The sequence below is a fragment of the Lentimicrobiaceae bacterium genome (genome assembly GCA_023227965.1).
GTDB lineage: Bacteria > Bacteroidota > Bacteroidia > Bacteroidales > JALOCA01 > JALOCA01.
Genome location: JALOCA010000020.1, coordinates 34,581 through 61,322, shown reverse-complemented (window position 1 = coordinate 61,322; position 26,742 = coordinate 34,581). Strand labels below are relative to the sequence as shown.

The following is a 26,742-nucleotide window of genomic DNA, read 5'->3' as shown; positions in this document are numbered from 1 at the left end:
ATTGCATGGCACTACAAAGCCCTTTTCTATAACCCATCATTGATGATCAGCCGCTTGCATTTACTCAACCCCCAAATTCACCCCATTTTTGCCCCTTTTTTACTGTTAGAGCTGCAACTTGGGTTAAAACCCTAACAAATTATTATCAGGCAGATGGGAAACGTGTTTTGTCCCGAACGCAGGTTATTAATGAAAAAAATTTCTGCGACCCATCACGTCTTCTTCGCATTCCTCCGCGGTAAAAAAGACATATCTGGCTTGCAGTTATCTAACCGCAGAGGGCTGCGAAAAAAAAATCCGTCATCATCTGTTAAACCAGTGTTATCCGTGTTCTATGAGCATATTATGCACCTGGCTTCTTTTCTTCCATCCTCGAAAGGATGTCATTCAGCATATCAATCTGTACTTTTTGTATTTCTACCAGTTCCTGTTGCTGGTGCATTATCATGTGGTCCACCTTTTCGTGCAGTATCCTGATTTCTATTTCCGATTTCAGATTGATCATATAGTCCTTCTTGGCCCGGTCGCGGTCTTTCTCTTCCTGGCGGTTCTGGCTCATCATAATCACCGGGGCCTGCAATGCTGCCACGCACGAAAGAATAAGATTCAGCAGTATGAAGGGAAATGGATCAAAACCCCTGTTTGCCAGCCAGAATGCATTCATGGCTATCCATGCCAGCAGGAATGAGATAAAGGAGATGATGAAAATCCAGCTTCCACCAAAGTCGGCAACCTTATCAGCAACCCTTTGCCCAAAGGTGAGATTCTGCTGCTCGTCGCCATCCACTTTATCCGTAATGGTGCTATAATTCTTCAGCGAAACAAGTACCGTATTTTCCAGTTCGCTAAGTTGACCTACTTCCTTCACAAGGTAATCAGAAATATATTTTTCCCTGTAATAATTCATCTCGCTGATAGAGATGGAGCCGGTTGCAGTAAATTCGGGGTGATCTTCTTGTATCAGGTCGAGGATGGTTTTGCGGATGGTTTTGCCGGCAACCTTTTCCGTTACCGGGAATTCGTTGCCAGAGATGCTGCTGATGAATGTCTTTATCATATAACTGTGTTTTAAAAAGTACCAATAAATGCAAAAATAGCAATGATTTTAATAGGGCACCCAATGTACCTCTGCTTTGGAGTATCCGGGGTCTCCTGAGTAAGTTTATGCATCTTTCTAAGGCGTGTATTTGCTACACTATTATTGTGCTATTTTAAATAGTATCCTTTGTAAAAGCCACTGTTAAAAGGGTTTCTTTTAAAATAAAGGGAAGCGTTTTACAAAAAAATAAAAGTGTGTCCCTCATCTTATACAATTATATTTATTACTTTTGCCCCGCAATTTAAATTAGATAAGGATTGCTTGAAAATAAGGTTCTTAAAATAATATAGCACAATGGAAAAAAAGAAAAATTTTGTAACCTGTGATGGTAACTACGCCGCATCGCATATAGCATATATGTTTAGCGAAGTAGCAGCTATTTATCCTATCACACCTTCCTCCACAATGGCTGAATATGTTGATGAATGGGCTGCCGCTGGCAAGAAAAACATCTTCGGCGAAACAGTTAGAGTGTTAGAAATGCAGAGCGAAGGCGGAGCCGCCGGAGCCGTACACGGATCGTTGCAATCCGGTGCACTTACCACTACCTACACCGCGTCTCAGGGTTTATTACTGATGATTCCTAATATGTATAAAATCGCCGGTGAGCTTCTTCCGGCAGTGTTTCATGTATCGGCTCGTAGCTTAGCCGCCCAGGCTCTTTCTATCTTCGGCGACCATAGCGACGTGATGGGTGCCCGTCAGACAGGTTTTGCCTTACTGGCAACCGGCAGCGTACAAGAAATCATGGACCTTGCAGCAGTAGCACATTTTACTGCCATCAAGTCACGCGTTCCTTTCCTCCATTTCTTCGACGGATTCCGTACTTCTCACGAAATTCAGAAAGTGGAAACTCCTGCAATGGAAGAAATAGCCGGACTTATCGACTGGCCATCTGTTCAGGCTTTCCGCGACAGAGCATTGAACCCCGATCATCCTGTTACCCGTGGTACCGCTCAGAATCCTGATATCTATTTCCAGAGCCGCGAAGCTGCCAACTGTTTTTACGATGCAGTTCCCGACATGGTGGAACATTACATGATGGAAATGGCAAAAGTTACCGGACGTGAATATCATCCTTTCACTTATTATGGTCATGCCGAAGCCGAAAATATCATCATTGCCATGGGTTCCGTTACCGAAACCATCAAGGAAGTGATTGATCATAAACTGGAAAATGGCGAAAAGGTAGGTTTAATTACCGTTCATCTGTATCGTCCTTTCTCCGCAAAATATTTACTGAACGTTATGCCGAAATCGGTAAAACGTATCACCGTCCTCGACCGTACTAAAGAACCGGGTGCCAATGGCGATCCTCTGTACCTTGATGTTTGTGAAGTATTCTATGGCGTTAAAAATGCTCCTGAAATTGTTGGCGGACGTTATGGATTAAGTTCCAAAGACACTACCCCAAATCAGATGATAGCCGTTTACGATAACATGAAACTGGCCGAACCTAAAAACCAGTTCACTGTTGGTATCGTTGACGATGTTACATATAAATCATTGCCTTTAGGCGAAGATATTGACGTTTCTGCAAAAGGAAACTTCTCTGCCAAATTCTTCGGACTTGGTTCCGATGGTACCGTTGGTGCAAACAAAAACTCCATCAAGATCATTGGCGACACCACCGATAAATATTGTCAGGCATATTTCGCTTACGACTCCAAGAAATCCGGCGGTATCACTGTATCCCACCTTCGTTTTGGTGATACTCCCATCCGCTCACCTTATCTGGTAAACTTAGCTAATTTCGTAGCATGCCATGTTCCTTCTTATCTCACTAAATATGATATGCTGAAGGGCTTGAAAAAAGGTGGTGTATTTTTGCTGAACAGCATCTGGGATGCAGAAGAAACAAAAAAGCATCTGCCAAACGCCACGAAGAAATACTTAGCTGCTAACCAGATCAACTTCTACATCATTGATGCTACCAAGATAGCCGAAGAAATAGGTCTTGGAAATCGTACCAATACCATCATGCAGAGTGCTTTCTTTAAAGTTACTGGTGTTATTCCTTACGAAAAAGCCGTTGAACAGATGAAGAAGTTCATCGTGAAGAGCTATGGTAAAAAAGGTGAAGACATCATTAAGATGAACTACGCAGCCGTTGACCGTGGTGGTGATGTTGAAAAAGTTGAAGTTCCTGCCGAATGGGCAAAACTGGAAGTAAAAGCTACTACTGATACCCGCAATATTCCTGATTTCATCAAGAACGTAGTAGAACCTATCAATGCACAAAAAGGTGATGACCTTCCGGTTAGTGCCTTCCTCGATCGCGAAGACGGAACTTTTCCTGCCGGTACTGCCGCTTACGAAAAACGTGGCATCGCCGTTAATGTTCCTGAATGGATTTCTGATAACTGTATCCAGTGTAACCAGTGCTCTTATGTATGTCCTCACGCTGCCATCCGTCCGTTCCTTCTCACCGAAGAAGAACTGAAAAATGCTCCTGAAGGAACTATTGTTAAGAAAGCACAAGGCAAATCACTGGATGGTTTACAGTTCCGTATGCAGGTAAGCGTATTGGATTGCTCCGGTTGTGGTAATTGTGCCGATGTATGCCCTGCTCCTAAAAAAGCTTTGGAAATGAAACCTCTCGGAAGCCAGATGGTAGAAGCAAAACGTTGGGAATACATGAACGAAAAAGTAGGTTACAAAGATACCTACTTACCTAAGAATGGTTCCGTTAAAAACAGCCAGTTTGCACAGCCTCTGTTCGAATTTTCCGGTGCTTGTGCCGGTTGTGGAGAAACACCTTATATCAAGCTCATCACCCAGCTATTTGGCGACCGTATGATGGTTGCCAATGCAACCGGATGTTCTTCTATCTATGGTGGATCAGCTCCTTCAATGCCTTATACTTCCAACAAATGTGGTAAAGGACCAGCTTGGGCCAATTCTCTGTTTGAAGACAATGCCGAATATGGCTTAGGTATGGCTACCGGCGTTCGCAAACTGCGCGATCGCATTGAATTAAGAATGAAAACAGCCTTGGAAGGAACACTCAACGACGCTACCCGCGAAGCTTTCAACGAATGGATTGCAGGACGCGATGTTGCCGAAACTTCCGTAGCTGCTTCCGAAAAAGTTGTTGCTGCTCTTGCAAAAGAAAGCAACCCTGTTGCAAAAGAAATCCTCGACCTGAAACAATATCTGGTTAAGAAATCACAGTGGATCTTTGGTGGCGACGGTTGGGCTTACGATATTGGCTATGGCGGACTCGACCATGTTCTTGCCAGTGGCGAAGATGTAAATGTTTTGGTACTCGATACCGAAGTTTACTCCAACACCGGCGGACAGGCTTCCAAATCAACTCCTATAGCTGCTGTTGCCAAGTTTGCTGCTGCCGGAAAACGTGTTCGTAAGAAAGACCTCGGAATGATGGCAATGAGTTATGGCTATGTTTATGTTGCCCAGGTTGACATGGGTGCTAACCAGAGCCAGTATCTTAAAGCTATAAAAGAAGCCGAAGCCTATCCCGGACCTTCTATCATTATTGCATATGCTCCTTGTATCAACCACGGACTCCGTGCTGGCATGGGCAAATCGCAGGAAGAAGGAAAACGTGCCGTTGAATGTGGCTACTGGCATCTTTACCGTTTCAACCCATCGCTGGAAGCTGAAGGCAAAAATCCGTTCCAGTTTGATTCGAAAGAACCACAATGGGATAAATTCCAGGAATTCCTTAACTCCGAAGTACGTTATACTTCACTCAAGAAACAATTCCCTGCCGAAGCAGCCGAATTGTTTAAAGCAGCTGAAGAAAATGCCAAATGGCGTTACAATGGTTATCAGCGTTTGGTAGCTATGGATTTCTCCAAAAAATAGAAACAATCAGCCTCATATAATGCAAAACCGGTATCCGAAAGGTGCCGGTTTTTTTACAGAATAATTTTGCGCAGACGGTCAATATCGCCATTCATTATTGCATCCAGGTTTTCCCGGATTTGAGTTTCTTCCCAGTCCCACCATTTAAGTTGTAGCAGGGAAAAAATTTCTTCTTCGGTAAAACGCTTCCTGATTTCTTTTGCAGGAACGCCTCCCACAATGGAATATGGCGCAACATTTTTTTTAACCACAGCCCTTGAAGCTATTATTGAGCCATCGCCAATGGTAACTCCTGCCAGGATAACAGCTTCAAAACCTATCCATACATCATTCCCGATGATAATATCTCCTTTATTGTCCCAGGCATTGGTTACAGGTATATCCAGTTGCCATTCGTTTTTCAACACGGGAAAAGGATAGGTGGAAACTGATCTTAAAGTATGGTTCGAACCATTAAGCAGGAACTTGGCTCCGTGGGCAATAGAACAGAATTTACCAATCACCAGGCGGTCGTGGTTTATCGGGTAATGATACAGTACATTCTTAACTTCAAAATCTTGAGGGTTCTCAAAATCATGATAAATAGTGTAATCCCCAACTTCAATTCCCGGACGTGTAATGAAATTTTTCAGATAGCAAGTGGTACGATCGTTTTCACGCGGAAACAATTTATCCGGATTTGTTTTTCTTTCTTTTTCCATTGAAATAAAGTTTCAAGTTTCCAATAACTTAATAACTCAATATCTTATTGTCATTAACTAATTTATCAATTTCGTGTTTTTATACAACTGTTCACCGGTGCCTATACTATAACCTTCAGAGAAATAATAAATATTTCCATCGGGACCGATCAGCAGGATTACCGGCAGATTACTGAAACCACGTTTCCCCAATGCTTTTCCGATTTTATCAATCAATACATTGTTTTTATCCAGAAAATAAGAAGATTGAGCAGGCATGTTTTTATACTCTGCCTTTACCGATGCGGGCGTATTTTTCTTGTCGTCCAAAATAAAAGCCATACCGCCGCCCCATTTTTCAAAATTATCGCGAAGCAGTTTAATATCATTCATCGCGTGGTTGGTAGGCTCTTTGCCAGGTTCTATAAAACAGAGGATAAGTCCTTTTCCGTTGGCAGTTTCCGCCAGACTTTGTTTTTTGTTTTCAAAAGAAACAAGGAAAGTTTTTGCAGCATCTACCTTGCTTAGAATATTTGGCTTTACATCAAGCGGACGAACATCAATATCCACATTACGTTGCTGGCCGGGTGCCAGGTTAAAAAAGCTAACTTTAGAAAGTATTGTGCCGTCGTTCATCCGGTTGCCGGTAACTGTCATATAATAGCCGGTATCAACACTCAGCGTGCAAGGAAAAGTTTTTAAACTTTCGTCAAATTCGTAATCGAGGGATTCATAATCACCGTCGGCAAAACGAGCAATGGTGTAATGCTGGTAGTAAACCGGTGAAGTGTTGGCAGTGGTGGCAGTATTATTCAGCACCAGCGTTCCTTTCAGGCTTTGGGCAACCTGTTTCTCTGCTTCAAAACGGATATCTTTCCAGCTATTTTCAGCATAATATTGCGGCACTTTGGTGGCTGGCTCCAAACGCGAAGGGATGCCAAAACTGCGGCAGATGGCAACAAAGAGTATGTTGCGCGAAGCCTTGTCGGTGATGCCAACTTTAAGCGTTCCTGCCGGTGTTATGGGCGTACGGCAATAATTGGCTTTATCATCAATGGTAATATTTTGAAGAATCCAGCTTGCAATTTTAGATGGGTCTTTGCGACATTCGTCGGCAAAGGTTTTTTCAAAAGCATCACGGAGGAAGCTTTTGTAGGGTGTGATCAACTCGTATCCTATCCTCGGGCAAAGAACATAATCTGTAAAAATCTTTTTATCCATTGATTTACGGTAATCCATTGAATTTTGCAGGTGGTCGGCAAGAAAATCAGACGGTGTGTCACGCAAATCCTTTTCGGCAACGGATGCAAGCAAAGGAAATACAAATGCTTTCTGCTGCCCGGTAGTTTCACTCATCAGCCGGGTAATCTCACGCCAGTTGCCCTGACTTTCCCTGAGTAATGTCCAGGTGCTGTCGGCATCGTAACCGTATTTTTTTGCGAAAGCAATAGCAGCAGTCGAGTCAATGAATGTGGCACGGTAGGCATTGCGGATGCTGTCTTCCTGTGCAACTCTCTGGTCGTTCAGCTTACGTCCGGCATCGGAAACCGGTTCCAGACTTCGTTCTATTGGAGGAACAAGGTCGAACAGTTCGATATATTCCTTTCCGGGACGTTTATCGAGGCAAAGATGCAGGGTGTCCGTCTTTTCCACTGTAACCTTTTTATATCCGAAATCATTGCCATTGTTTGCCCAGATGATGAGGTCGCCAAAACCGGTAACCGTGGAGGTAAGCCCTTTGTCATTCGTTTGTTTGGTTACCAAAGGATAAAATTCGGAATAGTTGTACAGCTTAAACTTTACGGTAGCACCGGAAACTACTTTTCCGCTGAGGTCGGTAACTTTTACATACAAACGGCGGGTGGGTGCATAGTTGGTAAGGAGATTTATCTTGGTGGAATAAGGCTCTCTTGAGATGATTTCCTCCAAACCGTTGTATTTGCCAAAGACGTTGGTATGTACCATCATCGCTCTTTTGGCAGGAGCCGCAAACCATGCCATATCCAGCAGAGGTTCCGGTTCGCAGGCACCCAGGAAATGCCATTTGCCGTCGGTCCACACTTCTACCCAGGCATGATTATCATCAGTATGTGCCCAGCGTGGTGTATAACATTGACGGGCAGGGATTCCGCAGGAGCGTAGTGCGGCAACAGTAAAAGTGGATTCCTCACCACAACGGCCGTAAGCGGTTCTTACCGTTGACAAAGGAGCCGAAGTACGAGTATCCGTAGGCTGATAGTTCACCTTTTCGTGACACCAGTGGTTAACTTCCAGTGCAGCCTGTTCCATTGTCATGCCTTTAATACGATTTTTTAATTCCCTGAAAAAGACCAGGCGAGCTGTATCGAGGTTTTCGTTGTTGATCCTTACAGGTAAAACAAAATGCAGGAAAATGTCCTCGGGGGTGGTCTTTCCCCAGCTAAAAGTATTTTTTGCTTCAATAGAAGCATTTACATTCTTCAGAAAATATTCCGGACTCTGGTCGGCAATATCTGCCAGCGGCATATAAGCATACAAAAATTCCATATAATTTTTCTGTGTGAAATTTAGGTCTTGAATGTACGCGTCCACCTGCTCCGAAATTCGTGGCATAGAATGGATGCGTTTTTCAAATTGCTGGTGAAATTTGCCGCTTTGCTGGGCAAAAAGAATAGCCGGAAATAAAAACAAAACAAATAACAGGTTCTTTTTCATTTGTTATTAATTTTATAATTTATTGGTCAAATGGAATATCCATAAAATATCATTCTCGGTTGGTATAGGCGTAGCCCTTATGGACATTTCATTATTTTTTTATTCTGAAGTGATAGGTTTTAAAGGGCGTAAAAGTATTAAATTACTTTTCCGGTTTGCAAATAAATTAAGCTAAGAGCTATGAGTTTTGATTTTAATGTTAAATTTTGTCTTCCTTTTGTAATGATTTTTTTAAAAAATACAACTCATTAAATATTGTGTAAGCTGAACCAGCAGGATTAAGATAATCATCCCCGAAACTACTGTAATAAAAAACTCCTTCGCCTTAAGAAATGAGCGGTAAAGCCTATGAATAACATAAAGTGTAAAAGGAATGTATAAAACGGCGGATGTTACCACTGCCGGGGTATAGCGTTGCAGAAAAATTGTGGCTGCAATGTGGGGAACTATGGCATTAAACAGCAAACCAACAGAAAAAATGGCAAGGATGTTTCTTTTGATAATTTCATTTTTTTGATAAAAGGCAAATAAAAAGATTCCCCATACAATAACTGTCAGAATAACTATTGACAATATCATTTGCATTTTCGAAGGAGGGCAAAAAGGCAATGAAATATTTTGTGGATATGTAAAATAAGCAAAACCAACGGATTCTTCGATGTTGTGCAGAGTGAAAAAAAAACCCGTAAGCAAAAGGTACTTATTGTAATTAAGTTTGCGTACTATCACAGGTTTTTCTTTGCCATTTTGATGAATTGCTGTAATTCAAGCTTTCTTTCCAGTGGAAGTTTGTTATATTTAATACCCTGGATGGCGCCTTCAAGACCATAAAGCAGGCTAAGGCAGGCTCCCTTGTCGAGGGTTTGCAGGCGGATGAAGGTTTGTTCGCTGCCTAATGATTTTAATTCATCAAAGGAATTTATGCCAACTTGTTGTAGTTTTTTTTCGGTATCTTTCCCTATGTTGATTTGTTTTGATAAATCGCTTGTCATGTTATTATTTTGATAAAGATGTTTATAAAACTCAAAATTACTTATTTTGGACTAACCACGGTTTGTTTTCTTATTTTTTCAGTCCGATATTTAAACGGAATTACAAACTCCGGTTGTATCCCCCGATTAAAAAATGATTTGTTACGAACTGTTGTCGGCTTGCTGTGCCACTTTTGGCTGATAGTCGTTAATTAAACTAAATCCTGCAAGCGGGATAGTTTTAATTGGCAAATATACTTAATAATGATACTGAAAGCGTGCATAACCTTTCTAAAATAGTATAACAAATTCTAAATTCAGTACCAGAATGAACAGGCAATTTATTTTAAAGAAAAACATCAAAATTTGATAGAAATTGTCCGGCAGGTTTTGTTAAATGCAATCTTGCTTTTATCTTTGTGCGAAGTTACAAACTTCGCCATGTTCCGGGCGGAATTGCAAATTTCGCTTAGCAGAGGGCATAATGATTAAAGAAGTTTGCCGGAAACTAAAACTCGACCGTTTAGGTCGGATTATCGAAGTCAACAGAAAACCTGTTTAAAACCTAAAATGATCTGCCTATGAATTTTACCTTAGCATATCATTATCAATGTTGGTTCTACCATTTATAAGCCTGTTAATTGAGAAATTAAGTCCAATACCGGCAATATCAAGTCCAACATTGGCATTGCTAAGCCCGACGATGCCGGTTTCGAGTTCATCACCGGCATTGTTAAGTATGATTTTGGCGAAATTAAGTTCGATTTTGGCGAAATCAAGTTCAATATTGGCATTGTCAAGCTCAATATTGTCAAAATCAAGTTCGACTACGGCATTATCAAGCCCGAATCCGGTTAATTCATCCCCGCTATTCCGAGCTGTATATTTGCCCGTTCAGCCGGGAAAATTTTTCTTTCTCTTCTTCTGATTTTAATTCTTTCATCTTGAATTTTGCTCGAAATCCTGTCAAACTATTTCGGGACAAGACATGTCAATAATTTAATGAGTTAATCGAAATTGTCTAAACGACTGTCGTAACTCATTTGAGAAGATGAAATTTCTTTGGTTTCTTTACCTTCGGCTTTCGCTGTTGCAATTTCTTCTTCGGTTTTATTTGGGGTTGCTCTTGTTCCCTGAATTTTACGAACTAATGTTTTTGCACTCTCGTCCACTTGCTCTGTAGTGTCTGTCGCTTTGAGGGCGTTGTTTACTCGGGTAATGAGTCTGTTTAATGGTTCAAACGCTGCTTCACGGGCAGCAACTGCGTTACTTTTTTTTCAAGAAAGTTTTAAATTAAAAGAAATGTTAATTAGTTCTATATCGTAAAAACCAGTTACTAGCCTTCTCTTTCCCTTTATCTGTTATGTAATACACTACAGGGATTAGAATCAAGGAGAGAAACAAAGAGCTTGACAATCCTCCGATTAATACCCATGCAAGGCCATTTATCCAAACGGAACCTGGTCCGGTTGCCAATGCTATAGGGAGCATGGCGATTATCATTGAGAAAGTAGTCATTAAAATTGGACGTAACCTTACACTGGTTGCCTGGAGCAATGCATCGGTTGTAGAAAATCCTTCGTTTTTAATTTGATTAGTAAAGTCAACTACCAGTATGGCGTTTTTTGAAACAAGTCCAATTAACATTATCAATCCCAATAGAGTTAGTATGCTGAGTGTTTGTCCTGTGAGTGCCAGTGCCAACAATGCGCCAACTATTGCTAACGGAATTGTAAACAATACCACGAAAGGATATAAATATGACTGATAAAGGGCTACCATAAGAAGGTAAACAAAAATGATGGATGCTATCAGTGCGAAACCAAGGCTGCCAAACGAATCGGTTTGTGCTTTCAAATCGCCCTCATAAGATAGGGTAACCTCCTTCGGAAAATTGATTTTCCCGAGACGTTCTTTAATATCATCTCCAACATCGCCCAATGCATGCCCAAAGACCTGAGAATATAATGTCTGGCATTCAATACGGTCGTTTCTTTCAATACGTGGGGGAGTGCTACTATGACTGATATCAGCAAACTGATCCAGACGGATCATCTGCCCAACACTGTTTATAAACGAAAGGCTGGCAACATCCTTTTCATCCTGCCGGTTGAATTCATCATACTTAATATTGATGTCATATTCATACTCTCCATCACGATATTTAGCTTCTTTATTACCACTATAAGCTATTTGCATAGTTGCTCCAACAATGTCCATGGTCAATCCATTATCCGCCATCTTTTGTTTGTCAATGTTTACCAGTAATTCAGGGTTAGGATTACCTACAGAGAGTTTTACGTCAGATGTACCCTCTATTTTTTTAACTTCGTTAAGAACAATATTCGCATATTTAGAAAGGGTATCAGGGTTGGCACATTTTATGGCAACTTGTATAGGTATCTGATCAGAACCACCAACCGGGCTGACTATACTTGTAACGAATTTAACACCTGGCACTTTCGACGCCAGTTCATTTTTAATCAACTGGGCATATACAGATGCATTGTATTCTCTTTTTTCTTTGGGCACTAACTTAATAGAAATTTCAGCCTTGTTTGACCCAGAAGAAATATCAACCATATCAGATGTCGCTCCAACCTGGGTTGTTACATCGGTTACTTCAGGTTTGGCAATTACGATTTTCTCCACCCGACGGGCAACTGAATTAGTTTGTTCAAGGGTAGAGTACTTGGGTAACTCCATTTGAATAATAATTTCACCACGATCACCCATATCTAAAAATTCTGTTCCGATGAAACCAGAAGGGATAAGTGACACAGAACCTATGAACAATATTGTAGTTGCAGAAAGTACAAGTATCTTATGGCTGAATGACCATCGCAAAATGTCCTGTAATACTGATGTAAACCAGTTAATAAATGATTCAAATGAATTGATAAACCGTTTAAAAAAAGAATTGTTTTTCAGGTTTTCCAGTTTTGCAATGCGTGAAGCCATTAAAGGAGTTATTGTAAACGACACTAATAAACTGGTAAGAGTTGCCACCACAATGACCAGTGCAAACGGACGGATAACAGCTGATAAAATATTTTCAGCAAGAGCCATTGGCAAGAAAACTGCTATGTCAACCAGCGTAATTGATAAAGCTGTATAACCAATTTCGCTCCTTCCGGTTATAGAAGCTGTAACTTTGTCTTTACCCTTTAACAGATGACGATGTATATTCTCAATAACTACAATTGAATCGTCGACCAAAATACCTATAGATAAGGACAATCCAAGTAATGTCATAATATTAAGTGAGAAACCCATTAAGTACATGGCAACAAAAGTTGTGATGATAGAAGCAGGAATAGCAACCATTACTATAAAAGAGTTACGAAGGCTATGCAAGAAAACAAGCATTACTAAAGCAACCAGCAATATTGCAAGGAAGAGGTCTTTTAATACATTATTGGCCGCTTCGAGAGTAAAAACAGACTGGTCGCTAAATACTTCAAACTTCAAATTCTGCTCATTATAAATCTGTTCCAATCGTTGTAGTTCTTTTTTTACATTCTCACATACTTCAACGGTATTTGCATCTCCCTGTTTTTTTATCTGTAAACTAATCGTGCTAAGTCCGTTATGACGATTTAGATTCTGTAATTCCTTCCTTGAATCGCGAACTTCGGCAACATCCTTTAGCTGCACAGGTGACATCCCGTTATTATAGGTTATGACAAGGTTTTCCAAATCTGCTATGCTCTTGTACTTGCCAGACAAGCGTATCTGCATTTGTTGCGAGGCATTTTTAATTTTTCCTGTGGGATAATCGGCATTGGCTGCAATAACTGCTTGAGTAACCTGTAATAATGAAAGATTATACTTTTCAAGTTTTGCTGCATTTACATTAACAGATATCTCTCTTTCTTCACCACCTGACAGTAAGATTTCCCCGACTCCTTTTATCCCACTTATTTCAGGACTTATCCTGTGTTTAATAAGGTCGTTTAATTGAGTCGGACTCAGACTGGATGATATCATGATGTTCATTATGGGAATATCGCTCATCCCAAGTTTTGAAATAGTTGGAGCTATAACATCTTTGGGCAATTCTGACTGAATAGAATTGATTTTTCTTTGAACAACTTGAATTACATCGTCAACATTTGTTGAAGATTTGAATTCCATGATAACATACGATATATTCTCCTGTGAAAAAGATTTTACATTATCAATGTTTTCGGTTGTAGAAACGGCATCTTCGATTTTTTTCGATACAGAGTTTTCAACCTCCGATGGTGATGCTCCCGGATAAATTGTTATAATAGAAATAGTCGGCATCGAAAAATTTGGCAGCAATTCATAATTTAATTGCTTGTAACTGTATATCCCAAGAAATGTTAATGTTGCAAAAATTACAACAATTAATGTTGGGCGTTTTATTGATAATTCTGTTATGTTCATGTTATAAGTTTTTAGAGGTTCTGATTATTTAAAACTTTAACAGTGGCATTGTCTTCCAGGTTAATTTGTCCGGAAAGTACCACACGTTCGCCGTTGGTAAGACCGCTTTCAATAATGATAAGACTATCGGTTATTTCAGATATCACTATCCTCCTTAATTTTGCTGTATTGTCAGAAATAACGTAAACCATTGGTTCGATAACACTACTTGCAAGGCAATTGCGGGGTATTACAAGGTTTTTTCCGTATGACGTGTATTTAATATGGATAGTCCCTTCTATACCTGAAAACAAAGGATTTTCAATTGAGTTGGTTACTTCAGCCTGTACAAGGTAACGTTTTGAATTATCGGGTTTTACCCCAATTACTTTAATTATACCCTCATAGGATATTCCCGGATATAAGTCAGTAGTTAACAAAACTTTTTGTCCTGTTTTTATCCGTGTGAGATCTTTTGCTGTGAACCACGCATTGAATTTCATTTTTCTGGTATTTACTATGTCAGCCACAGGACTGCTGGAGACTATAAAGCTACCCTTTTCAAAATATCGCTTACTAACAGTTCCCGAAACAGGCGCTTTTATAAATGCGTTTTCATATTGCTTTTTAATAGTGAGATATGTGCTTTTTGCATTTTGATAGGCAAGCTTTATTTCTTCCAATTGCTGGGTAGAAACTGATTCACCGGGCGTAAGGTTTTCAAACCGTTTTAATTCATCTTGCGTTTTCAACCAGGCTGCCTCAGCAGTTTCTAACTGGTAACCTATTAAATCATTATCCAGCCAGGCAATGATTTCCCCTTCCGAAATAAAATCCCCTTCATTTATTGCGTATTTCTTTACCTTTCCCTGAGATTCGGAAACGATAGTTACTTCAGAGGAAGACTCAAAGGTTCCGTTATACGTAATGTCGAATTTAACAACATCGTATTTCACTGTTGTTGTAGTAACTGTGATTTCAGATTTTGCTTTGTTAACCAAATTAATGTCAGCTTTTTTCTGTTGTTTCACATCGTTAAGTTTATAAGCTACAGATAAAATAGCAACTATCGCAACGACAGATATTCCTATTTTTTTCGATCTTTTCATTTTTTCTGTTTTTTGATGATTAAAAATAAAGGGAACGAATCCCACCGTTAATTTTAATTATTTCAAGTTCGGAAAGCCTGATTTGCAATAAAATCTGCAACCAGTTCAGGCGAGAAACATTATATTCCGATTGGGCATTCAATACATCAGTAAGTGATTTTAATCCTTGCCGGTATTGGTCATTTGTGGCCCTAAAGATGTTTTCTGCAAGTATTGTATTTTTGTTCAGCTTTAATGCTATCGTTTCACTGGAATTCAGCTTTTGTAAGGCATTCAGATAGTTTGTGTATAATTCATTTTTCAAATCTTTTTGCGCAGTTATTGTCTGTTCTAACTCAATTTTGTTTTGATTGATTTTGCTTTTTTTACGGCCACCTTCGAAAATAGGGACATTGAGTTTAATGCCCACATAGGATGTTTTATACCAGTAGTCATCGTTGTCAAACAAATCAAATTGCTCACGCTGGGCATTGTAACTATAAACGGCATATCCTGCCAGCGATGGAAGATATTCGGAGCGGGATAATTTCAGATTAAGTTTTGCAAGCTCTTTTTTCTGCTCGAATATCAACATATCTGTATTGTTGCTAAACGATGAATCTAACTGCGCCGTTTGTATACTCTGTATTATCGAATCCTCAGTAAGTGTTACCGGTTGACGTTGTTCGATGCCAATAAGATATTTCAGCATATTTAACTGCTGGTTTCGCTCGGATATCAGGTTTTCTTTTTCGGCCTCGAGATTGCTTATTGACACCAACACTCTGTCGAGGTCAATTTTGGTAATAAAGCCGTTTGTATAATGCTGCTTTGAGTATTCATATACTTTTTGAAAAGCAATAAGATTTGAATCAATAAGTGCAAGACGAAGATTGGAGAGTTGAATAATTATATATAATCGGGCAACATTATATGCCAGTTCTTCTTTGCCTTTCTCAAGATTCAAATCATTAATCTGACAAGATTTTCTGAACAACTGTAAGGAGGTAAAGTAAGCTGCGCTGTAAATCATCTGACCAGCCTGAATGCCCCCATTAGCGTTGTATTTAGTACCTAACTGAACAGGAAGCATAGCGCTAGGCTGGCCGAATATATCGCCCGAAACCATGGTTACAGGAATGTTGAAATAGTCGTCTATGGATGCAATGCCATTAATTTGAGGAAAGCCGTTACTGAGTGCTTCCTTGTATTGATAGCGACCTTTCTCGGTCTCAAGCTGCGCCTGTTTCAATTGAGAGTTGTTTGTAAAACTTAACTTGATACAGGCATTTAAAGTGAATACAGAATCATTTGTTTGCCCGGTTGCTGTCTGCGTAATTGTTATTAATCCTGTAAAAAGGATAATTGCAAGGTTTGCCTTTACATTTATAGTTCTCATAACAAACATTTTATATAGTACTATTCAAAACAAACCGGGATGTCGGTCTTTATTACTCCTAAAAAAAACACAGAGTTTTTCTGTGTCATCAGATTACAAACCGACATCCCGGTTTGTGAGAGTGCAAAAAAAATCAGGTCTTGATTAATTGGTATAAATTATTAAACTGATCCCGAATTTCTTTTTCCATATTTTTCTCTAAACCTTCATCGAACATTGCCAGGACACCTATACCATGCATCATTATATGAACATGATTTGCCAATGACAGACTATCAATCTCTTTTCTTATTTCGCCTTTCTCCTTTGCCTTATCAATTAATGTTTTAAACATGACTATTTCACTTTGATGCAACTTGTCAAGCATGGTACCAAAACCTTTGTAATGCTTCATCATATCGAACATTACCATGTAAAGATTGACATCTTCAATATTCAGTTTCAAGCCATCCAACTTAGTATTTGTTAATTCTAATAAATGTCCCAAGGTTGATTTTATGTAAGCCGGCACAAATTCACTAAATGATAAATCATACGGATTACTATTGAAATGGCCATATTCCATCATAAAACTTCCTAAGATAAACTTGTCAATCACTTCGTGATAAAGGACATCTTTGCTTTCGAAATGATGATAGAATCCGCCTTTCGACAAACCTGAAACCTTTAGTATTTCGCTCATGGTTACCTCGGTATAAGGTTTCTTGATGAAATAATATAACGCAATAGACAGTATTCTTTCTTTGGTATCGTTCATTGAATTTACATTTACAAACCGACTTCCCGGTCTGCAAATGTAATAATAATCTTATTATACAAGAAAAAAACAAAAAAATATGTGTTTTTTTACCAGATACATACCGAGTAAAGAAAACTCAGCAATATCAGTAAGAGTGCGGTGGAAGATTGCAGCTCTTTTGCAAACCTTTAGCTACGCTGATTTTTGCTTCGTTCGGCATAACTCAAACAAGTTTGGCTCTGCACTCACTTAACGCAAAAATTGGTTTGGGCGTTGACTCGTACGGGCTTGCAAATGTGCTGCAATGTGGGGGATTGTTGAACCCTAATGCATCCCGAAGGGTGCAAAGCGTGTGGGCAAAAAAATAAAAACCCATGCGTTGGGGGTTCCAGTTGTACTAATCTTATATATTATTTACAAATCACTTTTCAAGTTAGCAGTTATTTGTCCTCAGAGCGGTTTTCTATGCTTGTTGCTAACGTTCCCGTGGTTTGGGGCGTTGGGGAGTTAGCCGCCAACTCCGTCATCCCACGCTATACTTTTCCCAAATATACAAAATAATTCGTTTAACCATCAATGCCCCAATACCTTAAACCACGTGTTATGGGCCGGGCATTTTACTGTTTATCTTTTTTTCATTTCACAAAATACTGAAGAGTTATCAACTTCATAAATTTCAGTGTCAGCATCGAAATGGGTTGCCAATTCTGTGAAGTCATTTTTCGTAAATGTAATTGCTCTGAAACCGTCTTTACAAACAATTGTTCCTTTTCGAGTCAGATTATAGTCTATTTCACCAATCAAACCCTCTGCAGCCTGTATTTGAAACCATTCAATCCGTTCATTCCAGAATTGCTCAGAGTAACTTGAGATTAAAACAACACCTTTCTTTTTTGTAACACGTAGCGCTTCAGATATCAGGCGTTTCGGGTCAATTTTAAACGCTGAGACTCCATTCTGAATACAGATTGTAACATCAAAAAAATTATCCACAAATTTTAAATCAGATGCATCCATTACTAAATAGTCAATAGATTCATTGAGTTTATATTGTTTATTTGCCAATTTTATGTTCTCTTCAGAAACATCTACTCCAACAACCTGTTTAGCTTTTTCACTTAATCTTACTGAGACCCTGCCATATCCACAACCTAAATCCAGTACTATATCATTTTCGTCTATTCTTTCAAGAACAAAACCTATTTCTTCTTCAAGAAATTGTTTGACACGCTCTGGTGCAACTTCATAACAGCGTTGTAATTTATTAGAGTTCAGTTTTTCTGAATAATAATCTCTCATTTGCAAAATTTTTGTTGCCTTGCCCATAACGTTTGCAGCTATTCCCAGTGCGGGATTTACTTGTTGGTTCTTTTCTTTTCCTTTATCCTTTGCAGGTTAGGCGAGTGCCACCCTCTGGAAACCACCCGCATTACCGGCTGACGGCTCGTTGGGGGCAGGGCATTATTGTTTAATAAATTTTCCTACCAGCACGGTCTTATCCCTCAATAGATTTACGAAATAAACCCCATATGGTAATTTGCTGATATCAACCTTTGTTGAAGATTCGGTGACAGTTTGCTTCAGTAATTCTTGACCAGTTACATTAAAGATAGATAATTGGCTTTTTGTTGGAATTGCTGATGTTTCGATTGTTAATTGGTCAGATGAGGGATTGGGATAAATCTTTAAAGAAGCAGCGGAAGCCGGTTTTTCATTGACTTCTGCTGGAAATCCTCCGCCGTTTTCAGTTTTGAGGATAGAGCCTCCGAAACCCGCAATATATCCAGTAACTGAGTCTGTAAAGAAAACGGCATTCAGTTTATAATTGGTTACGGCAGGCAACTCATGCCAGGTGGCCCCGCCGTTTTTAGTTTTGAGCATCGTTCCGCTGTACCCTACGGTGTATCCATTGTTCCTGTCTGAAAAAAAGACCGATTTCAAACATTCCGGAGTAGTATATGAGTTCCATGTGTTTCCGCCGTTTTGTGTTCTGAAGATTTTTCCGCTCGTTCCTGACGGTTCACCGCCAACGGCATAACCGTTGTTTGCATCCGTAAAATAGATATCGTATAACCATCCCGATACGGTTTGTACAATCGACCAGCTGTTCCCGCCGTTCGTCGTTTTGAGAATGAATCCGTTTTCCGTGCCGCCGGCTGCATACCCGGTATCCGCATCGGTAAAAAATACGACGCTCAGGGAGCCGGCATTTTCGGGAACTTGGACGGTCCATGATGATCCCCCATTGGTTGTCTTCAATATCCTTCCTTCCCAGAATCCATTGGAAAATCCTTCTCCTGCAACATATCCCGTAGCGGCATCCGTAAAGAAAACGGAGGACAGAAAATACGATGTGTCTGAGTATTGAACTGCCCAGGAAAGCCCCCCGTTGGTCGTTTTCAGGATGATGCAACTATCAACAAACCCTTCACCGTAATTGCCTATAACGTAACCAAGAAGAGGATCAGGGAAAAAGACATCCGTAAAATTTGCGGTTACTTCTGTCGGAACAGGCATCCATTGCGCTCCTCCGTTCGTCGTTTTCAGGAGTATCCCTCCGTCGCAGGCGGCAAAACCTGTCATCGCATCCGGAAACGAGAGGGAGTTGACATTGTTCAACGTCACATTCGATGATTGGTAATTCCATGTGCTTCCTCCGTTCAGGGTCTTGATGATGGTACCGGATGATCCGGCAATATAGGCGATATCCGATGCCGGGATATCAACCGAATAGAAATTGTCCGGCTGATAGTGTCTGGACCACGTTTCCCCGCCATTCGTGGTTTTCATGATACAATCACCGCCGACCGCCATTCCGTTCAACAGGCCGGAAAAACTTACCTCACTCATCTGACGGGCACTATCCGACCATTCCGAAACTTTCATGGTCCAGGTGTCGCCGCAGTTGGTGGTCTTATAGATGACGCATTGCTGCTGGCCACTTGACGACAAATCCCCCCCGACAATGAATCCTGTATTTGCATCCGTGAAGGTTATGGATGAAAATATTGCCGATTCGAGCCAAGTAGAAGTCCATGTTGCACCTCCGTCGACCGTTTTATAAACTGTTCCTATTCCGGAAATAAATCCGGTATCAGAACTGGTAAAATAGACGGATTGGTACCATCCGCCCGACACCGGCAAAGAATTCCATGTACTGCCTCCGTCTGTGGTTTTAAGCATGAAATCAGGACCAACCACATATCCGGTATCGGGAGTCGGGAAAAAGACGGAACTCAGGTAATTTGCGGTCCCCGAGTCATACTGCTGCCAGGTGGCTCCGCCATCGGTAGTTTTCAGGATGACGTCACCGCCAACAGCATGAGCCGTAATGGCATCCGTCATACAAATGCTATTCAGGTATTCTGAAGTTCCAGAAACCAGGCTGATCCAATGTCCTCCTCCGTCCGTGGTTTTCAGGATTGTTCCCGAGGCCCCGACAGCATACCCCGTCAGGTTATCGGAAAACTTGATACAACTCAGACTATTACCTTGCGGTAAAGGGTTTTGCCAAGTCCATTGTGCATTTGCAACATTTAATGCAAAAAGCCCTATTAATATGATTAAAAACTGTTTCATTTTAACCTCCTTTTATTTATAGTTAAGTGTCACTTTGCCTTGCCCCCAACGAGTGTATAACCACCATTATGGCGGTTATTTCGTAATTAGTTATTGTTTTTTCTCTCACAAATATATATAAATTTTAAATATCTAAATCATCCGGAATCTTTTCCCCAATTATTTAACTGGCACATTCACAAATTAGCTAATTGTATTTATCTATTCAGATGTTCCATAACCTATTCAAACTCTCACGCTATCCATTCAATCCGCACAATCTGCACAATCCTTAGTATAAAGCACAGATTAACATCATTATGTAAAAATAATGTCTTCGGGTAAAACTGTCAATCCAAAAGTAGTTCCATCGGCAGTGATAAAGTCGTGCAAATGGGCTTTCGTTCCATTAACAATCACTTTATCCGGGTTTTTTGCAATATACGACATGAATTCACTCATTTCGGAGGCGGCTTCGAAAAAGCTGACAAACCTGCGAAACAACTTAGGCATGATAATAACATCGTCCTGCAGGGTGTAAATATTCCAGACTTTAAAAGCAGAGGTTTTTTCGATAGCCCAAAGTCCTTTTGATTCCTTACGGGCTACGGCTATCACTTTCCTGAATTTTTCCATCAGCTTTTCGTCCATTCCCTGATAAAAAGTAGGATACACCAGTCCTTCTTTTGCAAGTATGTAGTTTACCGATTTCTCGACCGGGATTTTATCTGAATCAATCAGTTGCCCGTCGTTTAGTTTTACTTTGTCGTTAAATACATAGCTGATAGGGCGATTAAATTTATCCACCCCGGCGGTTACAATGTAGCCCGGTTTTTCATCGTCGGCACTAATAATCTTCGATACCATAAGGTTATACTGCACATTACTGATTCCAATCTGGGCAAGCAGATGCTCAAGTGCGGCGATGGCAAAAGAATGGGGCTGGCGTACGCCCTCATAGTGGGTTTCAAGGGCATCAATAGCCTCAATTCTCAATTGTTTTTCTTTAGGAGGTTTCTTTTCCCAGTCGAAACCACTCCAATCCCAGTTTTCGGGCTTATCAGCCAGGAAACGGATTGAGTCCCCATCAGGTGAATAACCCTTTACGTGAAAGGTGCCTTTGATTACTTTGTAAGTTTTCATTTTGTAAAAGTTTTAGTCTAATTATTTCAGGTTTTTAAAATTTTACACAAATATCTGTAATACTTTATTTTATAATTACCATTCTTTAGATACCAAAACCAAATTTTAAACAAACCGGATTAATAGTTATGAGTCTGTTGCAAAAACCTTTTCAGGTTTCGCCGATGCTCAGCCTGGCATTAATAGTAGATTGTCATTTTGAGCGTAGTCGAAAAGTGAATAAAACACAACTTTTGTAACGGCCTCGTTATGTTTGATATAAAACATTACAAATATACAAAAAATAACATGGGAAATAAAACTTTACCACCAAAAAACCCCTGCCAAATATAGAACACTTGTCAGATGACCCCAATCCTTTTGGCATACAGCAAAGCCTGCGTAGTATTTTCCGTTTTGGTTTTGCTGAGGATATTCTGCCGGTGATTATTCACGGTATTTACGCTGATAAACAACCTTTCGGAAATATCCCGGCTGCCGTATCCCTGCGAAATCAATCCTAAGATTTCAATTTCTCTTTTGGTTAACGATTTATTGGGTTCCTGCCCGTTATTATCATCAAACAGGCATGGCTTGCCGGTTTTTACATGGATCAGTTGCCTTTGCGGAGGTTCGTGCGGCACGTTCCCCGACACCAGGTCGGTAAGCATAAGCGCCAGCCATAACTTCCCATCTTTATCCAGCTCAATGATTACCGATTGCTGAACAAAACGAAGATAAAGCCCGTTGTTGCATCGCAGGCAAAAGTCAACTACCATTTTATAATCTTTCCTTTCGGAAGCGGGGAGGCTGTTCAGAAATTCAAATGTTTTAATCTGTGTATCGAAAATAAATGGCAGATCGTCCGGATGCAGCATCTTTAAAAAGAATTCCGGGGTGGTACGATATTCCGGGTTCAAATGATAGCCTGCTTCCTTGCTGAACTTTGAACGGTAAAGCAGGTATTCCTTCCGGTGCATATCATATACCGACATGGCGCTGTTTTCCACCTCCGAAATTTTCAGCAAAAGCTGTTTCTGTCCCTCAAAGGCAGCATAATCTTCTTCACTTACATTGCAGAAATAGTAATCGGTAAGTTCTTTATGTTTTTCAATGAGTTCTTGTAGCGTAGCTTTCATAAAAATGATGAGTAATCACTATTTCATGGCAAATTACGCTAAAATACTTTTGCACTCAAAATATAAAAGCCTTTTATGTTACCTGCCGGTAAAACGGTCCGGGTTATTTTGAGGCTGCTGATGGTAATACGTTTTTAAAAAAGTAAAAGTATGGACAAGAAAAAGATTTTTATCTGCTATGCTATAGAAGATAAAGAATTGCTTGAAAAGTTTCTGAAAGAGGCAAAAAAAGAAAATGTTCCTTATCAATTGGTTTATCTAAAAGAGAAAGAGCCTATGTCGGCAACATGGCGGGAAGAATGCCGTTCGAAAATCAAAGCTTGCGATGGAGTGGTGGCTTTGATTTCCAAAAATCTGAAAATATCGGAAGGTGCTTTTTGGGAGATGAAATGCAGCCGCGAAGAAGGAAAACCGAGAATCAGTATGTTTGTGGGCGATGCCGGAATCATTGACAAACCCCGCGATCTGGATGGCGTTACGGCGATGGTTTTGTCGTGGGACAGGTTAGCGTATTTTGTAAGCAAAATTTAGATGAATCATTGATTTTAGATTATAACTTACAGCTTGAAGCTTACCATTCAAAGTTGTAAAGACCATGTTACCAACTTTAGAATAAACAATTTTCTGATAAAACTATATCGCAGAATTCCCCGCCCGAAGGTAGTGATCGGCTAAAACGAGAGCTGCCATGGCTTCCACAACAGGAACAGCACGGGGTACAGGACACACATCGTGCCTGCCTCCTGCCTGCAATTGGTAAATTTTCCCCGTACGGTCAATGGCTTCCACTGCCTGTCCAAGGGTAGCCACAGGCTTAAAAGCCACATTAAAGTAAATGTCTTCGCCATTGGAAATGCCTCCCTGAATGCCTCCGGAATTATTGGTAAGCGTATGGATACCATCGCGATAATATGTCCAGGCATCGTTGTGCTCACTTCCTTTCATGGCTGCTGCCGCAAACCCTGAACCGTATTCAAATCCTTTTACGGCAGGTATGCATAGCATTGCTTTTGCAAGGTCGGCTTGCAAACGGTCGAAAACTGGTTCGCCCCAGCCCACCGGAACTCCCATTACCACGCAGGTTATTTTGCCGCCAACAGTATCGCCTTCAGCTTTTATACGGTCGAGCAGTGCCATCATCTCCCTTGCTTTCTCAGCATCGGGACAGCAAACAGGATTAGCTGCATCACTGAACAGCCAATCGGTATGATATGGCATATCAAGCTGAATATCTCCAATCTGCGATACAAAAGCCTTGATGAGAACTGACGATTTGTTGAGTAAAAGTTTGGCTATGGCTCCACCCGTAACACGGGCAACAGTTTCTCGCGCAGAAGCCCTTCCGGATCCTCTGTAATCGCGGGAACCGTATTTTGCATACCAGGTGTAATCAGCATGCGAAGGACGAAAAAGTTCCTTCATGTTTTCATAATCATCCGATTGCACATCACAATTCGGAATAAGAAAGGCTATAGGTGTGCCGGTGGTTTTTCCTTCAAAAATTCCGGAAATAAATTCGGGTACATCGGGCTCATTGCGGGCTGAAACTTTGTCGTTCTGTCCGGGACGACGGCGTTGCATCTCATGCAAAATAAACTCATAATCAATCGCTAATCCGGCAGGGCAGCCATCAATAACACCACCTATCACGTTTCCATGCGATTCTCCAAAAGTTGTAAGCCTGAATTGAGTTCCAAAAGTATTTCCAGCCATAGTGCAAATGTAGTATTTCCGATTAGTTTTATTATCCTTTTGCGTTTGTTATTTGTTACCTGGCAATCTATCTCAAAAAAGAGAAATATCCTCTCCAAAATATTCGGCAAGGGCAAATTGCAAATCTTTTTTTGTAATATTTTCCTTATCAAGTGCATTACGTACCGATGTTCTCCATGTATTGATGAGTCTTGCTGCAAATGCTTTTCTTTTCCGGGGGCTGACGTATAAGCTGCCTGTTGATTCGCCGGGTTGTGCATTGCTATAGTCGAAAAAACCATGCTGGGTTTTGATTCCCAAATATCCCTGCACAAATTTTTCATGTAAACAACTGATTAGCGGAAGGTATGTACTTTCACCACCGTAAAACTCTTTGCTATAGTTTTTTACCGAAAAAAGCATGACATCTATCCCCACATTATCAAAAAAAGCGAATAATCCCATTGGGAAAAGAGTTTCTTTCGTTATTGAATCAATAACTGCCGGAGAAATTTTCTCTTCTATTAGGATTTTACAGGCTTCATTCTGAACATCAAGAAGGATACGGTTGAGCAAAAATGCATTCTGTTCATTTTGTAAAAGATGAAAACGATTAATTTCAACAAGAAATTGTTTCAGGAATCCAATGGCAGATTCCGAAGTGTGCGGGGTAATAATTAGTTCTGTTATATTTTTCAGCGCTACCGGGTAAAAGAAATGCAGTCCGGCAAAATTTGCGGTTCTTTCAGCAGAAGGGAAAAGCCGGGAAGGAAGTATGGAAGACGAATTTGAGGTAAGGATACATTTTGCAGGGCAGATGGTATCCAAACGATGGAAGAGTTCCTGTTTGGTTTCTACATTTTCGGTGATAGTTTCAATAACTAAATCACAATTAGATAGATTTGCAGGTAAATGTGTAAAAAAACTATCTTTTATCTGACGGGTAAAATCAATTTCTGACAAAAGTCCGTTACGAAGCTGACGCTGCAAGCGTTTCAGAAACAGATTTTGCTGGTTTTGAGCTGCAGTTTCCGTTTTGCAAAGCCAGATAAGGGTAAAATTAAATCCAGAAAGATATTGGAAAATATTGGTTCCCATTTTCCCGCATCCGCATATTCCAATAGTCATTTTATAATTTATTGATTAACAATACATCAAATTAAATACCCGGTGTTCTGTACTTTAAAAACCTCCCGACAACATTGTGAAGGAAAGTTTTCCAGTACGACAAATTTAGAAAATTCTATTAAAAAATATAGTTGTATCAAACACAATAATTGTTATTTTTACAAGTCATTAAAAAAATCATATCAAAATATGAAAACGAAGCTCTTCTGTATTATTACAATGGTAATTCTTCCGGGGTTTTTCCCTGTATTCGGACAAGGTTTTCAACCACCCGCTAATGGCAAAGCCGTTATTTACTTCGTAAGCTTGAAGAAAAAATCCTGCACTTTCGATTATTTCCATCAGGACAAGTACATTGGTTTTTTTGGAAAAAATAATTACATGCGCTATGAATGCGACCCCGGCAAGCAACTTTTCTGGGCATCGTCTGAAACTAAAGATTTTGTTACTGCCGACCTTAAAGCCGGTGATACATACATAGTAACCGTTGATATGGTAATAGGTTTTTGGAGAAACAATCCAAAACTAACTGCTATTTCCGCCAAACATGAATTGTTTGCAAAAGCTGCCGCCCTGATAAAATCTAAAAAACCCGTTGTTACACCCGATGCTAAAATTGAAGCCCGTAACCAGGAACTTAAAGTAGAGTTTATACCAAACATTCTGAGTATTTACGAAAATGACTGGAAAAATTCCAGAACATACACTCATATTTCGCAAGACATGTCCATTCCTGCTGATGCCATGAAATAAGAATTGTATTTTGGCATATGCCAGAATTAAACTTTCCGAATAATTAATTTGCCGGATATTTATAAAGAGCTACAACTATTAACCTGAGTTTGCGGGTTAAGAGCATAGAACCATATATGATATATTTCAGCATGTTACATTTTGCCTGGGATGTACCTGGTACGCTTGGTAAGGAACGGTGAAACGATAGGGACGTGTAAGGTGGTAAAACAGCTGTGAGTTGGGAGCTTAGAGCAATAAAAAAATAAAAAGTTATGAGCCGAGCATGTTTATATAAAAACACAAACCTGCATGAAAATAATAACATGCGAGCTCCATCCGGCATCTTAATAACAAATTATTTTCGGATGAAAATATATATCTTTCAGTAAACTTACCATAATCTTTTTATAAACCTATTTCAGGGCGAGACAGTTTGTGCTATTTCTGAGGATGGTTTACAGTTTTTTCGTTATTA

At 40.1% G+C, this 26,742-nt stretch carries 19 protein-coding genes; 3 read left to right on the top strand and 16 right to left on the bottom strand.

All coding sequences use genetic code 11. From position 1 onward, the window contains the following. Positions 1 to 343: 343 nt before the first annotated feature. Complete coding sequence (locus M0R21_08240) at positions 344 to 1,057, bottom strand: DUF1003 domain-containing protein (protein ID MCK9617813.1); 714 nt, start codon at positions 1,055 to 1,057, stop codon at positions 344 to 346. A 336-nt stretch (positions 1,058 to 1,393) separates the two neighbouring features. Between M0R21_08240 and nifJ the strand changes: the two genes are divergently transcribed. Continuing rightward, positions 1,394 to 4,930, top strand: coding sequence for a pyruvate:ferredoxin (flavodoxin) oxidoreductase (nifJ, locus tag M0R21_08235; protein MCK9617812.1), 3,537 nt, complete (start codon positions 1,394 to 1,396; stop codon positions 4,928 to 4,930). 53 nt (positions 4,931 to 4,983) lie between these two features. Here the strand turns inward: nifJ and M0R21_08230 are convergent, their stop codons facing one another. From M0R21_08230 to M0R21_08170, 13 genes are all read right to left on the bottom strand, one after another. Next, complete coding sequence (locus M0R21_08230) at positions 4,984 to 5,631, bottom strand: CatB-related O-acetyltransferase (protein ID MCK9617811.1); 648 nt, start codon at positions 5,629 to 5,631, stop codon at positions 4,984 to 4,986. Between the two features lie 57 nt (positions 5,632 to 5,688). After that, positions 5,689 to 8,304 (bottom strand): transglutaminase domain-containing protein, encoded by a 2,616-nt coding sequence (locus M0R21_08225; protein ID MCK9617810.1) that lies wholly within the window; start codon positions 8,302 to 8,304, stop codon positions 5,689 to 5,691. A gap of 231 nt (positions 8,305 to 8,535) precedes the next feature. Continuing rightward, positions 8,536 to 9,033, bottom strand: a complete 498-nt coding sequence (locus tag M0R21_08220) for an HXXEE domain-containing protein (protein MCK9617809.1) — start codon at positions 9,031 to 9,033, stop codon at positions 8,536 to 8,538. After that, a complete protein-coding gene (locus M0R21_08215; protein MCK9617808.1) occupies positions 9,030 to 9,296 on the bottom strand; it encodes a TfoX/Sxy family protein in 267 nt (88 codons plus the stop codon). The genes M0R21_08220 and M0R21_08215 overlap by 4 nt, the downstream gene beginning before the upstream one ends. A 986-nt stretch (positions 9,297 to 10,282) precedes the next feature. Next, positions 10,283 to 10,447 carry a hypothetical protein gene (locus tag M0R21_08210; GenBank protein ID MCK9617807.1) on the bottom strand — a complete coding sequence of 55 codons (165 nt, stop codon included), beginning with the start codon at positions 10,445 to 10,447 and terminating at the stop codon, positions 10,283 to 10,285. Positions 10,448 to 10,580: 133 nt separating this feature from the next. Continuing rightward, complete coding sequence (locus M0R21_08205; GenBank protein ID MCK9617806.1) at positions 10,581 to 13,688, bottom strand: efflux RND transporter permease subunit; 3,108 nt, start codon at positions 13,686 to 13,688, stop codon at positions 10,581 to 10,583. An 11-nt stretch (positions 13,689 to 13,699) separates the two neighbouring features. After that, positions 13,700 to 14,776: an efflux RND transporter periplasmic adaptor subunit gene (locus tag M0R21_08200; GenBank protein MCK9617805.1), complete on the bottom strand. Its 1,077-nt coding sequence runs from the start codon at positions 14,774 to 14,776 to the stop codon at positions 13,700 to 13,702. A gap of 19 nt (positions 14,777 to 14,795) precedes the next feature. Continuing rightward, positions 14,796 to 16,154, bottom strand: coding sequence for a TolC family protein (locus tag M0R21_08195; GenBank protein MCK9617804.1), 1,359 nt, complete (start codon positions 16,152 to 16,154; stop codon positions 14,796 to 14,798). A gap of 133 nt (positions 16,155 to 16,287) precedes the next feature. After that, positions 16,288 to 16,911, bottom strand: a complete 624-nt coding sequence (locus tag M0R21_08190) for a TetR/AcrR family transcriptional regulator (protein ID MCK9617803.1) — start codon at positions 16,909 to 16,911, stop codon at positions 16,288 to 16,290. Between the two features lie 606 nt (positions 16,912 to 17,517). Further along, complete coding sequence (locus M0R21_08185; protein ID MCK9617802.1) at positions 17,518 to 18,219, bottom strand: methyltransferase domain-containing protein; 702 nt, start codon at positions 18,217 to 18,219, stop codon at positions 17,518 to 17,520. Positions 18,220 to 18,354: 135 nt separating this feature from the next. Then, complete coding sequence (locus M0R21_08180) at positions 18,355 to 20,472, bottom strand: YCF48-related protein (protein ID MCK9617801.1); 2,118 nt, start codon at positions 20,470 to 20,472, stop codon at positions 18,355 to 18,357. Between the two features lie 297 nt (positions 20,473 to 20,769). Continuing rightward, positions 20,770 to 21,594 (bottom strand): thermonuclease family protein, encoded by an 825-nt coding sequence (locus tag M0R21_08175; protein MCK9617800.1) that lies wholly within the window; start codon positions 21,592 to 21,594, stop codon positions 20,770 to 20,772. Positions 21,595 to 21,935: 341 nt separating this feature from the next. Further along, positions 21,936 to 22,712 carry a LuxR C-terminal-related transcriptional regulator gene (locus M0R21_08170; GenBank protein ID MCK9617799.1) on the bottom strand — a complete coding sequence of 259 codons (777 nt, stop codon included), beginning with the start codon at positions 22,710 to 22,712 and terminating at the stop codon, positions 21,936 to 21,938. A gap of 150 nt (positions 22,713 to 22,862) precedes the next feature. Between M0R21_08170 and M0R21_08165 the strand changes: the two genes are divergently transcribed. Further along, positions 22,863 to 23,243: a toll/interleukin-1 receptor domain-containing protein gene (locus M0R21_08165; GenBank protein MCK9617798.1), complete on the top strand. Its 381-nt coding sequence runs from the start codon at positions 22,863 to 22,865 to the stop codon at positions 23,241 to 23,243. 102 nt (positions 23,244 to 23,345) lie between these two features. Here the strand turns inward: M0R21_08165 and aroC are convergent, their stop codons facing one another. Next, a complete protein-coding gene (aroC, locus tag M0R21_08160) occupies positions 23,346 to 24,425 on the bottom strand; it encodes a chorismate synthase (protein ID MCK9617797.1) in 1,080 nt (359 codons plus the stop codon). A gap of 72 nt (positions 24,426 to 24,497) precedes the next feature. After that, entirely contained in the window at positions 24,498 to 25,532 is a 1,035-nt protein-coding gene (locus M0R21_08155) for a 3-hydroxyacyl-CoA dehydrogenase family protein (protein MCK9617796.1), read from the bottom strand. Between the two features lie 189 nt (positions 25,533 to 25,721). Here M0R21_08155 and M0R21_08150 point away from each other — a divergent pair, with 189 nt between their 5' ends. Beyond that, positions 25,722 to 26,285, top strand: a complete 564-nt coding sequence (locus tag M0R21_08150; GenBank protein MCK9617795.1) for a hypothetical protein — start codon at positions 25,722 to 25,724, stop codon at positions 26,283 to 26,285. The last annotated feature ends 457 nt before the right edge of the window (positions 26,286 to 26,742 follow it).